Raw genomic sequence first — 14,238 nt, 5'->3', positions numbered from 1 at the left:
ATTGCGCTCGGAGCTAACCATAGCAAAAGCAGCCCGAGCCGGTACCCCAACGCGCCCAAAAACCCAGCTCGCGTCGGGTGTTGTACCGGCCACATCCGTCCATTTCACGTCTGCTCGACGGTCCAGCGGGCAGGTCGATCGGCGCCTGGTCGCTGTGCTCGCGACGCTGGTGCGGCGAGTGGTCGCCTGCGCACTTAGCGATTCCTTTTCGCATGTTGGCGCTTGGCGGGTGCGTCTGGTGGTGGTGGTGTGACCACTACCGAAACCGCGGCCGTCGCTGTTCGCGCTGCTCAGGGCGGGACTTGCGCAAAGTGCCATCGCGCGCCAGGTCGTCTGCGGGCGCAGCAGACACCCGGCGACGGGTTGGTCTCGGTAACCGAACTAGTCGTGTGCGATCGCTGTTGGCATGCTGCCGGCGGCGAGGATGCCGTCGTCACCACGATCGACGAACACGGCCACCTCACGGTGACCCTGGAGGGATCGCCCGAGTTCGAGCAGCTGGTCGCCGAGGTCGAGCTGTACGACCGGAGGCACCCGGTCGACCGGTGCCTGATCGAGAATGGGGTGCGGTGGGAAACGCTTCGTCACATCGCGGTGCCAGCGCGGTGTGACCTCGTGCGCTGTGTGCTGGAACGCGAAGCCCCTGCTCATACACGGTTGGCGAGCGGTCCGGATGCGTGGTTCGAGGCCGTAGAAGCCCGTGTCGACGAGCAGACTGGCATCGAGTTCAAGTACCGGCCGAAAGTCAGGCGATGGCTGGCTGTGGCGAACGTGTTCCGCTGGTGCGCAGACTGGACTGGCCGTCCGTTGACGTGGGTGTCTCAGGAAGAGATCGCGGCCGCGGTTGGCTGCTCGACGCGGACGGTGGGCCGCGTCGTGCGCTGGCTGCGGTGCCAAGGCTTACTGCACGAGGTGTTGCCCGGTTTCGAGCGGCTGCCTCGCCAAGCTGTGCCAGACGACGAGACGGCCGCTGAGCAGGCCGAACGGGAGGCGCGAGCGGCCGCCGCGGTGGCCGCTGAGGAAGCCGCGATCGCTCGCGCGAGGGGGCAACTCGACGCGGTACGCGGTGGTCTGTTCGGCGAGGCAGCGGTCGCGGCCGCTGAGGAAGCCCTCTCCCCCGCGCACGCGGCCGCGCTGGCGGCCGCGGAGGAGCTCGAGCCGGCTTGGGTGCAGCTCGTGCCGGTGTACGAGCTCCGCGTGCCGATGAGCGAGGCCGAGCGCGCGGAGGAGGCCGCGATTGCCCGTGCGCACACCCAGCTGCGCAGCCCTGGCGAGCAGCTGCTGGAGCACCACTCAGACCACCGCGTGCACGTACGAAATCTCCACCTGTACGCCCGTGTGACCGCTGTATATGCCGGCGGTGGTCACACCGTGCTAGATCCGTACGCCCTGGCGCCCTGGGCGGCCACGAGTCCGCTGTGCCCAGACTGCGGGCCGGTTGTCGGGTATCTACGCCAAGATCCCTTGGGCGCTGACCTGCATCAACACCAATTTGGCTACCCCCCGCAGGTCATATCCAGTAATCAACTGGAGTCCAGAACCGTACAACCTGTGGATAACCGACCGGCTTCGCCGGGCTCTGACCCGGAGCAGCGTCGGCCTGGCGAACAGCGCTCTGATTTCGCCGAGAACGGCCGAACAGGCCCCTCTGAGGGTGATCGGCCCAAGACGCGGCAGAGCGAAGCTGTACGAGCCGCTGAGTGGCTTCTCCGGTCGCGACTGCATCCGATGGTCTGCGATGGCGTCTCGGTGCGATGGCTCGCCGGCATCATCCGCGGCAGCCGACTGCTCGCCGAGTGGCACTGGACCTGGAACGACCTCGCCGACTTGATCCACGGCGTACCCGAACGCCCCCACCTGCCCAGGTACATCCACAACCCCCGCGGCTGGATCAAAGCCCGATTCAAGCGCTCAACCGGCGTCCTGCCCCCCAGCAAACTCAAGATCATCCGCCAGCTTGACAGCGGCGAGCGCGCCCGCCAGGCCGATGGCGCGGCCAAGCGCGCCGCCATCGACCACTGCCCACTGTGCGACGAACACGGCTGGCTCGACACCGGCCCGACCGCCCCCGACGTCAGGTGCAACCACGACCCCGAAACCGGAGGCTGGTGACCCGATCACTGTCAGTACTGGAAAGTAGAAACTGGAAAGCCAGCCGCAACCGCTGCAGGAGGCCCCTACGCGCCTTGCGCGCAGCGCGCGCGAACGTCAAGCCGGAGCGTAGCACGCAGCGTGACGGTCGACGTTCAGACGGGTGAGGGGCTGTGGCCGACGCGGTCCGACTTCGGCACAGCACAAGAAGGGGACGGTTCGCGGCCGAACGAAGGCGGTTACCGAGCTTGCGTGTTGGTCATCTTTTCTGCTTGCGAAAAGGCTTACCGTCTTGCTGACGGATGTGCTGGCTGTAAGGATGCGCGCGTGACCATGACGACGGACGTAACCGTGTGGGATGTGTTGGAACGGCAGCTCCGCGCTGAAACCACCCTGACCTGGAATCCGGACGGGCCGGTAGTGCTGGCCATTGACAGCGAAAAGGGCGGTGTCGGCAAGACCGGACTCGCCGGTGGGTTGATCGCCGTCATGGCCGCCCATGGTCGGCGTGTGCTGGGAATTGATCTCGACCCGCGGGCGACCTTGACCGAGGAACTCGGCGCGGAGAGGGGCGAGTACAGCGTCAACGACCTGCTCTACGAGGACCCGGACGCGGACCCCGATGAACTCCCTGAGTTGTCGGGTCTCGCTGGAGACGCACTGCGCCCTGCTGGTGAGGCGTGGGGTGACAACGTAAGGGTCCTGGCCGCCGAGCGCGCGCTCGCCAATCGCGAGTCTGACAATAGAACGCCCGACCTGGAGCGACGGCTTAAGACCTCGTTGGAGGGTGTAGCCGAGGGATTCGATCTCGTAGTGATCGACTTGCCGCCCCGCGCGGGCGGCAAGCTTGTAGGCGCGGGGCTGATCGCCGCGACACACGTCCTATTCCCTGGGACGCTTACCGCTGACGGGCTGATCGGCGTGCGAGACGCCCTGCGGACCTACAAGTTCGTGAAGCGAAACAACACGACGCTCCGAAACGTAGGGGTGCTGCGCAACATCGTTGATCGCCGCACGAATGTGGCGAAGTACTACGACGACAAGTTCATCGAGGAGTTCGGGGAGGACGTGCTCGACATCGCGGTGGCTCGCCGAGTCATCCGAGAAGAGGCACGAGGTGCCTGCGTGCCGATCACTGCGGCCGGCGACAAACCCGATGCGAAGGTCTTGATCAATGGATACATGCACGTGCTCAACACCGTTGGGAGGGCGGCCTGATGGCGGGACTCATGAACGCTGTGCAGAAGAAGGGCGGCCTGAAGAAGGCGGCCGATGCCACACATGATCCCGCTGACCTGTCCGTCAGCAACCCAGCCGGCGACGATGCTGGCGGAGCCGCCAGCAAAGGTGCTGCTCAGGCCGCAGGCCGGAACGCCAGCGATGGCGCAGTCGTAAACGCCAGTGTTTCCGCAAGCGAAAAGGATGACGCGCCTGGCGGCGGAAACGCAGGCGATGCCGCAAGTGATTCAGCCAGCGTTGGTGCTGGTGGTAGGGATGGCGATAAAGCTTCCGAGGGTGCAGGCGGGAACCCTGGCGGTAATGCAAGCAGTCGCGCTGGCGGGGCCGCTGGCGGGTCCGCTGGCCAGAATGCTGGCGGAGCCGCCAGCAAAGGTGCTGCTCAGGCCGCAGGCCGGAACGCCAGCGATGGCGCAGTCGTAAACGCCAGTGTTTCCGCAAGCGAAAAGGATGACGCGCCTGGCGGCGGAAACGCAGGCGATGCCGCAAGTGATTCAGCCAGCGTTGGTGCTGGTGGTAGGGATGGCGATAAAGCTTCCGAGGGTGCAGGCGGGAACCCTGGCGGTAATGCAAGCAGTCGCGCTGGCGGGGCCGCTGGCGGGTCCGCTGGCCAGAATGCTGGCGGACCCGCCAGCAAAGGTGCTGCTCAGGCCGCAGGCCGGAACGCCAGCGCATCAGCTGCTCGAAAGGCCAGCAGTAAAGCTGGCAAGAAGGCCGGTCGGCGGATTGGGCGTCCTGCAGGCCCTCCCCGAGTACCCCTAACCGTTCGGATTCTGACCGAGCTCGACGAAGCACTGACGCAGGCGGTGGAACAGACAGGTATGTCCCCGCAGTACATCGCTGACGACGCCCTGCGAACGTGGCTGGTCCAGCACGGCTACCTTGAGCGCGCCCGCGCTTCCTAGGCCCGAGCGATGTAGGCAGCGGCCCATCTGAAGCAGAGCCAGCCTTTCCGCAAGCGGAAAGGCTGGCTCCTTTTGGGCAGTGGCCGCCGATGTCGCCCACGTGGAGCAACCTATCCGCGAGGCCTTGTTTATTCAGTTAGCACTGCATAAAGTGAGCGTAGCCGAGATGCCCAGCTCACGGCGGCAACCGGGGCACAGGGCAACGATGTTCTTGATCCACAGCAGTGAGGAGGGCGCAATGCGGATGCCTGAGTCGGCCGTGTGTCAGGCCGCCCACGCCGCCAGGTGCGTGTGTGTCGAAGGCGCTGGCCGATCTTGATGCACACGGGGGTGGTTGAGCGCACCACTGCGTTACTGCCGCTGTATCCGGCGCTGGCTCGCGATGGTCAATGGGGTCGCTGAGCAGCGCGAATGTGTGAGCCCCAGGCGGGGCGTGGACGACGCCCTGAGAAAGCAGATCCTGCGCCCCGCCTGGCTCCAACCCAACCCAATGGGAAGGACCTCCAGTGTCTCATTCGCTTGTGCTTTCCAACGAGCAACGTGCGCACCTGTCGCTCGCCGAGGCGGACACCGCCCGGCTGACCGAGTTGCTGCGCGATGTCCAGCTTGGCGGGCTGAGTGGTCACCAGTGGCAGGTCGCTGCCTGTCTGGCCGCGGCTGCGGCCGACCAGGTGCGACAGGTCGCTGAGCTCGCCGAGGCCGGGGCCGGGGGTACGTGGGCGACCACGGCTCGGCTGCTGCGTGAGTCCGCGGCCCGGTTTGAGTTGTGGGCTGATCTTGCCGACGTCGAGGCCGACATCACCGGGGTGAGCAGCGATGCCGCGCACGGTGCTGCATGACGTGCAGCTGTGGGATGGCCGCTGGACCTGGTGCTACGGCTTCCGTGACGGGCTGCCGGTATGGAGGTGGGGCACGGCTCCGGCTGGGCTGGTGACCAAGTCCCAGCTGTGGGAGCAGCGGCTGCGGCGGCGGCGCGGGCAGGACCCGTCCGGGCTGCTGGTGTGGCGCAAGCGCGGTTGCGGTGAGCAGGTCGCCGAGCTGTTCCGGATCGACCTGGCGCTGCCCGCGCGGCGCATGTCCGCGCGCTAGCGGGCCTCGATTGAGGCGATGGGCCGCGCGCACCGTACCTGCCGCCGATGCGGCGGCGAGTTCCAGACCTACGTGCCGACCAGCACCTGGAAGTGCTGGCCATGCATGAAGGAGACCGGCGACTTCGGCGCTCCGCCCGGTGTCGAGCTCGGTCCGGCGGCGGCTGCGGCCGCCGCGTGATTCCCAACCCAACCCAAGGAAGGACGAACCGCAATGTCCCTGCTCACGCAGCCGCCGGTGGTCCCGGCGGAGACGGAAACCAAGCGCACCCACGAGCTGTCGATCGGCACCGAGGTGGTGCGGCGCGACGGCACCAGCGCCTTCGTCACTGAGGTCGGCGCGGACGCCAAGCGCATCTTCGTGCAGCTGTCCAACGGCGAGGCCAAGCCGTTCCGTCGTGGCCGCCGGTGGCGCGTGGTCGCACGGCTTGCCGGGGGCAGCGTGGCCCTGCTGTCCGCGTCCTGAGTAGCGCTGGAGGGCTGATGTTGCGTACCACCTTTGCCCGCACCGGCAGCGTGCTCGTGCTTGCGGCCGCGGCCGCGGCGGGGTGCCTGATGCACGGCGGCCCTGAGGCCGGCCTGAGCAGCAGGTCTGCGATCGATACGGCTCCGAGCGCGGCGGCCAGGCCCGCTGCGCAGCTGGCCGAGCTGCGGATCGCGCCCCGGGGCAGCCTGGCCGGATATTCGGACGAGGCGTTCCCGCACTGGCGCGAGCAGGGCGACAGCTGTGACACCCGTGAGGTCGTGCTGCGCCGGGACGGCCAGGGCGTGATCACCGACGCGGGTTGTTCGCCGATCTCGGGCCGCTGGTACAGCCCCTACGACGGCGCCACGTGGACGGACGCCTCCGACGTCGACGTCGACCACGTCGTACCGCGGGCCAACGCCTGGGTGTCCGGCGCCGCAGGCTGGGATCGGGCGCGGCGCACAGCGTTCGCGAACGACCTGACCCGCCCTGAGCTGATCGCGGTCACCGACAACGTGAACCAGTCGAAGGGCGACCGGGCACCGGAGGAGTGGAAGCCGCCGCAGACGAGCGCGTGGTGCCGCTACGCCAGCGCCTGGATCGCCGTCAAGCACCACTACCGGCTCACCGTCACCCACGCCGAGCGCGACGCCCTGGCCGCCATGCTCGGCACCTGCGGCAGGCCGGTCCGGTGAGGCCGGGTGGAGGTTGCGGGTGGCTGGTGTTCGCCGAGGACGGCCCGGTGTTCGGCCCGCTCGACCTCGACGATGAGCTGCGCGCACGTCTGGCTGCTGGCGAGGGTGTGGCGTTCCGCATGGGCGAGACCCTGCCCGGCCGCCGCCGGGCGGTCTATGACACCGGCCGCTACCTCGGTGCCCGCGCCGGGCGGCTCGCGCCGCTGCTCGAGCACGGCTTCCCGTGGTCTGGGGCGCTGTGGATCGAGTACGCCGAGACCACAGGCTGGTCTCGCTGTCGCGGGCTGTGGCTGCGCCCGGCGTGGTGGCGGCTGGTGTGGCGCCACCGCAGCTATTGGCCCGCGCGCCGGCGCTACCCGGCGGACGCGCTGCTCAGCAGCGGGTTCCGGGGGTGAGGCGGCGATGCCGATCCGCCCGGAGAACCGCGACCGCTACGGCGGCGACTGGCCACGGTTCAGCGCCTACATCCGGTTCGAGCGCGCGGGTGGCCGCTGCGAGTGCCGCGGCGAATGCGGCCGCCCGCCCGGCCATCTCGCCGCCGATGGACGCTGCCGCAACTGGCACGGCCAACCGGCCTGGGGCGCGGCCGGAACCGGGGAGCAGATACCGCTGGGCGATCTGGCCGAGCCCGGCGTGGGCGAGCTGGTGGTGCTCACCGTCGCTCACCGCAACCACGTGCCCGAGCAGCGCGGCGAGGACGAGGTGTTCGCCGCGTGCCAGGGCTGCCACCTGCACTACGACATCGACCACCATCGCGCGACCCGGCAGCGGATCCGCACCGCCGAGCTGGCCGCGCAGCACTACCCGCTGTTCGACCTCGGAGCCTCGCCGTCTGCGCCGCCGCAACCGGCTCTGAGCAGCGACGACACCACCACAGGAAGGAACGGGGTCACCGGATGAGCATCACCTCACACCCGCGGCCTGCCCCCGCCCAGACGGCAGGGGGCCGTGCTGAGCCGCTGTGCCTGCACGAGTTCGACGACGGCGGACTGTGCGCCCACACCGCCCTGCCCGATACCCGCCGCTGCGCCGCCCACCAGGACGACGGGCAGCCCGACGTCGTGATCGGAGGGGACTGATGAGCGCCACACTCACCGTTCTCACCGGCGCCGCGACCGCCGCCGCGGGCACCTCGGCCGTGGGCTGGTTCGTCACCGCCCGCACCTTGCGCCGCCGCACCGGCGAGCTGGAACACGACGGCCTGACCGGACTGTGGCGCCGCGAGGGATTCGACAAGCACGCCCCGGCCGCCCTGGCCGCGGGAAACGCTATCGCGCTGCTCGACCTCGACGGGTTCAAGCAGATCAACGACACGCACGGGCACCCCGCCGGTGACGAGGTGCTGCGCGCGGTCGCCGAGCGCCTGGTCGCGGAGCTGGGCGACCAGGCGCTGCTCGCGCGGCTCGGCGGCGACGAGTTCGCCGTGATCACCACCCTGGAGTTGCCCACGGTGCACGAACAGCTGCAGCAGCTGGCCACCGCTCTGACGGCGCCGGTCACCGTACCCGGCGCCGGTGAGCTGGCGGTCGGTGTGTCGCTCGGCGTGGCTCGGCTGCGCGACCTGCCCGCCTTCGCCGACACCACCGCCGGCCGCCGCGAGCACTGGCCCAGGGTGCTGGCCGAGGGTCTGGCGGCCGCCGACGCCGCGATGTACGCGGCGAAAGCCCTGCGGCGGGACTGGCAGCTGTTCGACCGCGCCGTCGACCCGCTACGGCCCGCCCAGCGGCTCTGCCGCACCCCGCGCCGCCGCTACCGACAGCACGGCCCGGCCGCGCTGCCGACAGCCACACCACGAGGAGCCTGATCATGCGCAACCACGAGCGCCAGCACCTGCCCGAGCTGCCCGCCGGGTTCTCCACCGAGACCTGCGTCGTGGTCAGCTGCCGCACCTGCCAGGACTTCTACGGCGACGACGAGGAAGGCGGCATCATCCACTTCCGAGGGCTGCACGAGGCCGCCGAGGTCGTCGCCACGGCCGGTTGGTGGGTCACCGTGCAGGGCGTGCAGTCCCGCCACTGCGCCGCGGCCGAGGCCTGCGCGACGCGCGCTGTCGATCCGCCAACCCTGGGCCCCGCGGATCCTGCGGCACGGCAAGGTCGTGGAGAACCGAACCTGGCGCGTCCGCTGGCGCGGGCTGCTCGTAGTCCACGCCGGCCAGCGCTGGCACGAGCGCGGCCGCGCCGTCGCTGCCGAGCTGGGCATCGTGGTCGGCCGTGACGAACCCACCGGCTACCTCGGGGTGGTCGAGCTGATCGGCTGCCACCTCGACCGCGGCTGCTGCCGCCCCTGGGGCGAGCCTGGCGCCTACTACGTCCAGCTGCACGCCCCGCGCCCGTTCCCGACACCGATTCCCGGCCCGGGCCAGCGCGGCCTGTACCGGGCGCTTCCCCCCCGGCCGTCGCCGAGGCCGTCACCGCACACCCAGCACCGTGACCGCACCACCCAGCGAAAGGACCCTGTAGATGCACGCCCTCCGTGTGAGCCTGCTGGCCGGAGCCCTGGCACTGGCCAGCCCCTCGACCTCGTGCGAGATGCCCGCGACCACCGCGCCGCAGCCGCCCGTCAACGACGTCGGCAGCGCCCGCTACACCGACACCGGGACGTGCGAGCCCAACCCGAAACAGCAATGCCCCGGGCTGTACGACGCCCTGCACGACGCGGCCTTCGGCGACTACCCCTACGAGGGCGGCAACGCCTGGACCTGCGGCGAGTGGGGCACGGTCGACCGCGAGCAAGCGATCAAGTTCGCCAAGCGGTGCCCCCCGGTCACGCGCGGCAAGTTGTCCACCTCGGGGAACTGACGACCACGAGACCCCGGCCCATGACACGAGGGGAGTGAGCACGGTGCGCTTCCGCTGGCGCAAAACCCTGCGGTGGGGCCCGATCCGCCTCAACACCCACAACGGCCGCGCGACGTCGTGGTCGTTCACACTCGGGCGCCTGAGCTGGAACAGCCGCACCGGGTGGCATCTGGACACACCCGGCCCTGGCAGTGTCCACATCGGCCACCCCGGCCGCACCCGGCCACGGCGGCGATGAGCCCCCGAGCCAGCCTCGCCGCGCCCCAAAAAGGCCCGTTCGGATGATCCGAGGGGGGAGTGCTCAGCTGGACGCCTCGCCGGTACCCGCCGCGTGGCCGGAGCTGCGTGCGTCGCCGTGGTCGTCGACGTCTCGTCGCGGGGAACGCGGACGGCCCCGCGGCCGCGGTGGCGGCCAGTGCGGGCCCACCGTCGCCAGCGCCTCATCGGGCGCCTGCTCCAGCCAGCGCAGGCACGCACGCAGGTACTCGGACATGGCCTTGCCACGCGCGTCGAGGAGATCCTCGGCCGCGTCGTACTCGCCCGGATCAGGGCGGAACCCGCGCCACTTCTGGGCGTGCCTGCTGCTCATGACGGCCCACCCTACAAAGTGGCTAGCCATTTGTCGAAAGTGGCTAGCCACTTAACCGTCCGATGTGCTACGGTATCGGTGATAAATGGCTAGCCACTTATTAGTGCAGGTGGCGAGGAGGACACGATGAACGACACGGCGGATCGGCTGCGCAAGATCGCCGCCGAGCTGGGGGAGCGGTTCTACGAGCGTGGCGACGTGGTGCGCACCCTGATCACGACCGTGCTGGCCGGCCAACCTCGCTCATGCTGGGCCCGCCCGGTACCGCGAAGTCCGAGCTGGCGCGCGAGCTGACCAGCCGGATCGAGGACGCGCAGTACTGGGAGATCCTGCTGTCGAAGTTCACCGACCCCAAGCGCATGTTCGGCCCGATCGACGTGGCCGCCCTGTCGCAAGGCGAGTACCGGCAGGTCTACGAAGGCCGCGCGACCCAGGCGCACATCGCCTTCATCGACGAGATATTCAAGTGCTCCACCGCAGCGCTGAACGAGACGTTGGCCCTGCTCAACGAGCGCCTGTATCACCCGGAGAACGGCGGCGAGCCGATCCGCTGCCCGCTGCTCGCCGCGATCACCGCCTCGAACGAGCTGCTGTCGGGGGAGGACACGACACCGCCGCGATCTATGACCGGCTGCTGGTACGTATCGAGGTGAACTACCTGTCCGACCCGTCCAACTTCGCCGAGCTGGTGCGCTCCGCGGTGGTCGCCCCGACGCCGCCGGTGCGCACCACGGTCGAGCTGGCCGCGCTCCAGCATGCCGTCGAGGTGGAGGTGCCCGCGATCGGCGTGCCGGACGGCATCGTGGACGCCATCTGTGCGCTGCGCGCCGGGCTGCGCCGCAAGGAGCTGATCGCCTCGGACCGGCGCTGGCGCCAGGCCGTGCGGCTGCTGCAGGCAAGTGCCTACCTCGACGGCCGGACCGAGGTCTGCGACACCGACCTGTCGGTGCTGATTCACGTGCTGTGGGACTCCCCAGCCGAGCGGTCCACCGTCGAGCGCGCCGTGCTGGAGCTGGTCAACCCCGACGCGGGCAAGGCGCTGGATCTGGCCGACGCGATCGAGGAGCTGGAGGCGGCGCTGGACGCCAAGGCCGGTCAGGCCGCCGAGACGCTGTCCGAGTGGGCGATCAAGGAGGCCAATCCCAAGCTCAAGCGCGCGGGCAAGGAGCTGGCGACGATGCGCGCGCAGGCCGAGGCCGCCGGGCGTTCGACGGCCACGCTGGACCGGGTGATCGGCCGCCAGCGCGCGGTCCAGGCGCGGGTGCTTTCCGAGGCCTTGGGCGTCGACGCCAGCGCCCTGGCCGGACAGCTCTGAGCAGGCCTGCTGCGGGAGGAGAGTGAGGCGGCGATGGGCAAGACGGTGAACAAGCTGCGGGAGCTGACCCAGCGGGCCGGGCGGTGGCTGGGGCTGGCCGACACCCCGGCCACACCCACGCACACCAGCGCCGTTGTCTCGGACCGGTTCGACACGATGGCCTGGCGCGAGATCTACGACCAGGCCGGGACACTGCGCGAGCTGGCCGAGGACCTCAACGAGCACTACGACTACACCACCGACCTGCTCGCCGACACCTTCCTGAGCGCCTACAAGGCGGCGCCGCAGCTGCGCGACCGCGCCGAGATGGACCCCTCCCGCGCCGTCAATCACCAGGTCGTGTCGACGATGATGGGCTCCCCGGAGTTTGCTGAGCTGCGCCGCGAGACCGCCGGGGATCCCTACGCCGCGGCGATGGCCGTGCTCTCGCAGGCCGACGGGCTGCGGAGGATGCTGGCGCGGGCCAAGGACGCCCACACCGCCGCCCAGCACGCCGCCGCAGCGCGGCGTGAGGCCGAACAGGCCGCCGACGCCGTCGCAGCCGCGCTGGAGTCCGCCGGCGAGCACGTCGACGACGAGGGCACCGTGCCCGACGAGCAGGCGGCCGCCGTGGCCCAGGCGATCGAGCAGGCGCAGGCCGCCGAGCAGGCGGCCGCTGCCGCCGCCCAGGGCGCCGAGCAGGCCCTCACGGCCGTCCAGGGCGGCCTCCGCGCCGCCGCGCGGCAGGCGATGAGCCAGGCCGCCGACGACGCCCGCGAGGAGGCCGCTCTGATGCGCGCCTGGGGCATCGGGCCGGGCCAGCTGCAGCGCATGGACTTCGACACCCGCGCGCAGCTCGCGCAGCGGCTGCGCGGCGGACGCCTCGGCCAGTTCGCCGAGCTGATCGGCCGGTTCCGGCAGATGGCCACCGGCGAGCGTGCCCGCCGCGTCGAGAACGCCCCCGGCGAGCTGGTCGGCATCACCCTCGGCGACGACCTCGGCCGCGTCATCCCCTCCGAGCTGGCACAGCTCGGGGTGCCCGCCCTGCGCCCGGTGTTCGCCCAGCGCTACGCCGAGGCCCGGCTGATGCTCTACGAGTCGAGGGGCGAGCAGGTCACCGGCCAGGGCGCCATCATCGCCTGCATCGACTGCTCGTCGTCCATGCAGGGCCAGCGCGAAGCCTGGGCCAAGGCCTGCGCCCTGGCCCTGCTGGACCAGGCCCGCCAGGCCACGCGCGACTTCGTCGGCATCCTGTTCAGCAGCGCCGAGCAGGTGCGCACCTTCCGGTTCCCCGCCGCCGGGCCCTACGACATCGCCACCGTCATCGAGTTCGCCGAGCACTTCTTCGGCGGCGGCACCGACTTCGAAGCACCCCTCTCGGCCGCCACCGAGCTGCTGGCCGCCGAGTTCAACGCCGAGGGCCGCGCCCGCGGTGACATCGTCCTGATCACCGACGGGCAGTGCGCCGTGCACGAGGACTGGATGCGTGAGTGGAACGCCGCCAAGCACACCCTCGACTTCCGGAGCTTCGGCATCTCCCTCGGCGACCGCGGCCGTGCCACCACATCCGGCAGCGTCCTGGACGCCCTGTGCGACAACCTGCGCTCCCTCGACGACCTCACCGACACCGAGGCCACCGCCGACCTCTTCCGCGTCATCTGAGCAAGCCAGCCCGCCGGGAAGGAGAACACCGTGCCCACCGCCCGCCTCGGCGGCCGCCAGGTCGAGAGCGCCAGGCGGCCCGCCGAGCGTGGTGGTTCGCGGCCTGGAAAGGCGTCACCGCCGGTCTGCAGCTGGCTGACCAGTGGACGCGACTACGGCGACAGTGTCGTACCCCCGCCCTACCGTGACGAAAACGGCCGTTTTGGCATCGGCCGGGAGTATGCAGAGAGTGCGCAGAGGATGTGAGCAGGCATGACGCAGCCAGCAGCCCCGCTGCCCGACGAGGAGGAGCTCCCCGGCGGGGATGCGGGGTTCGTCGCGACCGGGGATGCCGGGTTCGACGCCTATGCCGAGGCGCTGGAGTCCGGGGAGGTGCCGGTGCTCGGGCACCTGGTGCTGTACTCGATCTTCGATGGGCGGGTGACGCCGGAACTGCTGGAGGAGTGGTTCCGCGAGCTGGGGCTGGATCTGGCGTTTCTGCCGGGCGCGCTGCGGCGGGATGCCGCGTTCGAGAAGGTCACCGGCCCGTCCGGGGTGCGCACGGTCTATCCGCTGGACGACCCGACCGCGGACCCTCGGACGAAGTCGCGCCGCAAGGCCGACGCGATCGACCGGCAGGCCACGCTGATGCTGCGTCACGTCCGCCGCAACCGGCGCGAGATCGTGCGGCACGTCGTGCGCGAGGTGCGCGATGAGCAGGAGACGAAGCTGAGCTATGACAGCAAGCTGGGGGAGGCGGTGTTCCGGTTCGACAGCAGCGGTCAGCGCGCGCCCGGCGACGGCGAGCTGTACGTGGCCCCGGACAACGGGGCGATCGGCCAGCTGCCCGAGGCCGAGCAGGGCGTGGTGCGCGACATGCTGGACGAGATCAAGGTGGCCTACGACCACCGGCGCACCTTCTACAGCGGTGACAAGCTGCGCGGGGTGGTCCGCGAGTACGTCGAAGAGCTCGGCGGGGTCAAGGTCCGCCCGACCGGCGGGGTGTACTTCGTGCACCGGCAGCACGCCAGCACCCTCGCCGCGCTGCGCACCCTGGTCGCCCGGTTCGGGCAAGGCTCCCACTTCGTGCGCATCCCCATCCCGGACCAGGACGAGATGCGGGAAATGGTCGTCACCGCGTTCACCACGCAGGCCCGGGACGAACTGAACCAGCTGGCGGCCGAGATCGCGGCCGCGCAGCGCGACGGCGCCTCCGACCACCTCGTGCAGAAGCTGTACCGCCGTTTCCGCGACGTGCAGAGGGCTACCGCGGAGCACTCGGAGCTGCTGTCCACCTCGCTCGACGACACCAAGGCCGCGCTCGACTTGGTGAAGCTGCAGTTGGGCAGCCTGCTCGCCACCGCCGACGACACCGGCGAGTAGCGCGCGGCTGCGTCCCGTCATCGCTCATGGTCGGCGGCCCCGCGCAGGT

At 70.2% G+C, this 14,238-nt stretch carries 16 protein-coding genes and 1 pseudogene; 16 read left to right on the top strand and 1 reads right to left on the bottom strand.

The features are described from left to right. The first annotated feature begins 249 nt into the window (after positions 1-249). The 13 genes from BAY60_RS36680 (at position 250) to BAY60_RS00235 (ending at position 9,282) form a co-directional block, all read left to right on the top strand. The gene (locus tag BAY60_RS36680; RefSeq protein WP_146770955.1) at positions 250-2,112 is read left to right on the top strand and encodes a hypothetical protein; all 1,863 of its coding nucleotides are present in this window, start codon (positions 250-252) and stop codon (positions 2,110-2,112) included. 312 nt (positions 2,113-2,424) lie between these two features. Next, positions 2,425-3,309 (top strand): ParA family protein, encoded by an 885-nt coding sequence (locus tag BAY60_RS00295; RefSeq protein WP_245992238.1) that lies wholly within the window; start codon positions 2,425-2,427, stop codon positions 3,307-3,309. Positions 3,310-3,513: 204 nt separating this feature from the next. Beyond that, complete coding sequence (locus tag BAY60_RS00290) at positions 3,514-3,750, top strand: hypothetical protein (protein ID WP_112278795.1); 237 nt, start codon at positions 3,514-3,516, stop codon at positions 3,748-3,750. Positions 3,751-4,753: 1,003 nt separating this feature from the next. After that, positions 4,754-5,071: a hypothetical protein gene (locus BAY60_RS00280; RefSeq protein WP_112278793.1), complete on the top strand. Its 318-nt coding sequence runs from the start codon at positions 4,754-4,756 to the stop codon at positions 5,069-5,071. Beyond that, positions 5,049-5,321, top strand: coding sequence for a hypothetical protein (locus tag BAY60_RS00275; RefSeq protein ID WP_112278792.1), 273 nt, complete (start codon positions 5,049-5,051; stop codon positions 5,319-5,321). The genes BAY60_RS00280 and BAY60_RS00275 overlap by 23 nt, the downstream gene beginning before the upstream one ends. 213 nt (positions 5,322-5,534) lie before the next feature. After that, complete coding sequence (locus tag BAY60_RS00270; RefSeq protein WP_112278791.1) at positions 5,535-5,786, top strand: hypothetical protein; 252 nt, start codon at positions 5,535-5,537, stop codon at positions 5,784-5,786. A gap of 17 nt (positions 5,787-5,803) precedes the next feature. Next, entirely contained in the window at positions 5,804-6,481 is a 678-nt protein-coding gene (locus BAY60_RS00265) for an HNH endonuclease family protein (RefSeq protein WP_249043300.1), read from the top strand. A 26-nt stretch (positions 6,482-6,507) separates the two neighbouring features. Continuing rightward, complete coding sequence (locus BAY60_RS00260; RefSeq protein ID WP_112278790.1) at positions 6,508-6,876, top strand: hypothetical protein; 369 nt, start codon at positions 6,508-6,510, stop codon at positions 6,874-6,876. A 7-nt stretch (positions 6,877-6,883) separates the two neighbouring features. After that, the gene (locus tag BAY60_RS00255; RefSeq protein ID WP_211787790.1) at positions 6,884-7,381 is read left to right on the top strand and encodes a hypothetical protein; all 498 of its coding nucleotides are present in this window, start codon (positions 6,884-6,886) and stop codon (positions 7,379-7,381) included. After that, the gene (locus BAY60_RS00250) at positions 7,378-7,560 is read left to right on the top strand and encodes a hypothetical protein (protein WP_112278789.1); all 183 of its coding nucleotides are present in this window, start codon (positions 7,378-7,380) and stop codon (positions 7,558-7,560) included. Before BAY60_RS00255 ends, BAY60_RS00250 begins: the two co-directional genes overlap by 4 nt. After that, positions 7,560-8,285: a GGDEF domain-containing protein gene (locus tag BAY60_RS00245; protein ID WP_112278788.1), complete on the top strand. Its 726-nt coding sequence runs from the start codon at positions 7,560-7,562 to the stop codon at positions 8,283-8,285. The genes BAY60_RS00250 and BAY60_RS00245 overlap by 1 nt, the downstream gene beginning before the upstream one ends. A gap of 2 nt (positions 8,286-8,287) precedes the next feature. Next, positions 8,288-8,698 carry a hypothetical protein gene (locus tag BAY60_RS00240; protein ID WP_112278787.1) on the top strand — a complete coding sequence of 137 codons (411 nt, stop codon included), beginning with the start codon at positions 8,288-8,290 and terminating at the stop codon, positions 8,696-8,698. A gap of 245 nt (positions 8,699-8,943) precedes the next feature. Beyond that, positions 8,944-9,282 carry a hypothetical protein gene (locus tag BAY60_RS00235; protein WP_112278786.1) on the top strand — a complete coding sequence of 113 codons (339 nt, stop codon included), beginning with the start codon at positions 8,944-8,946 and terminating at the stop codon, positions 9,280-9,282. A 301-nt stretch (positions 9,283-9,583) separates the two neighbouring features. Here BAY60_RS00235 and BAY60_RS00225 read toward each other — a convergent pair whose 3' ends face one another. Next, positions 9,584-9,871 (bottom strand): hypothetical protein, encoded by a 288-nt coding sequence (locus BAY60_RS00225; RefSeq protein ID WP_211330153.1) that lies wholly within the window; start codon positions 9,869-9,871, stop codon positions 9,584-9,586. A gap of 126 nt (positions 9,872-9,997) precedes the next feature. Between BAY60_RS00225 and BAY60_RS00220 the strand changes: the two are divergent. The 3 genes and pseudogenes from BAY60_RS00220 (at position 9,998) to BAY60_RS00210 (ending at position 14,189) form a co-directional block, all read left to right on the top strand. Further along, positions 9,998-11,186 (top strand): annotated as a pseudogene (locus BAY60_RS00220) (AAA family ATPase). Positions 11,187-11,219: 33 nt separating this feature from the next. Then, the gene (locus BAY60_RS00215) at positions 11,220-12,827 is read left to right on the top strand and encodes a VWA domain-containing protein (RefSeq protein WP_112278784.1); all 1,608 of its coding nucleotides are present in this window, start codon (positions 11,220-11,222) and stop codon (positions 12,825-12,827) included. Positions 12,828-13,079: 252 nt separating this feature from the next. Further along, a complete protein-coding gene (locus BAY60_RS00210) occupies positions 13,080-14,189 on the top strand; it encodes a DUF6744 family protein (protein WP_211787794.1) in 1,110 nt (369 codons plus the stop codon). Positions 14,190-14,238 lie beyond the last annotated feature (49 nt).

Origin of the sequence: Prauserella muralis, from assembly GCF_003202285.1 — a bacterium.
In the GTDB taxonomy this organism is placed as follows: Bacteria; Actinomycetota; Actinomycetes; order Mycobacteriales; family Pseudonocardiaceae; genus Prauserella_B; species Prauserella_B muralis.
The sequence above is the reverse complement of the archived record's forward strand: the minus strand, read 5'-3'. Positions and strand labels throughout refer to the sequence as shown.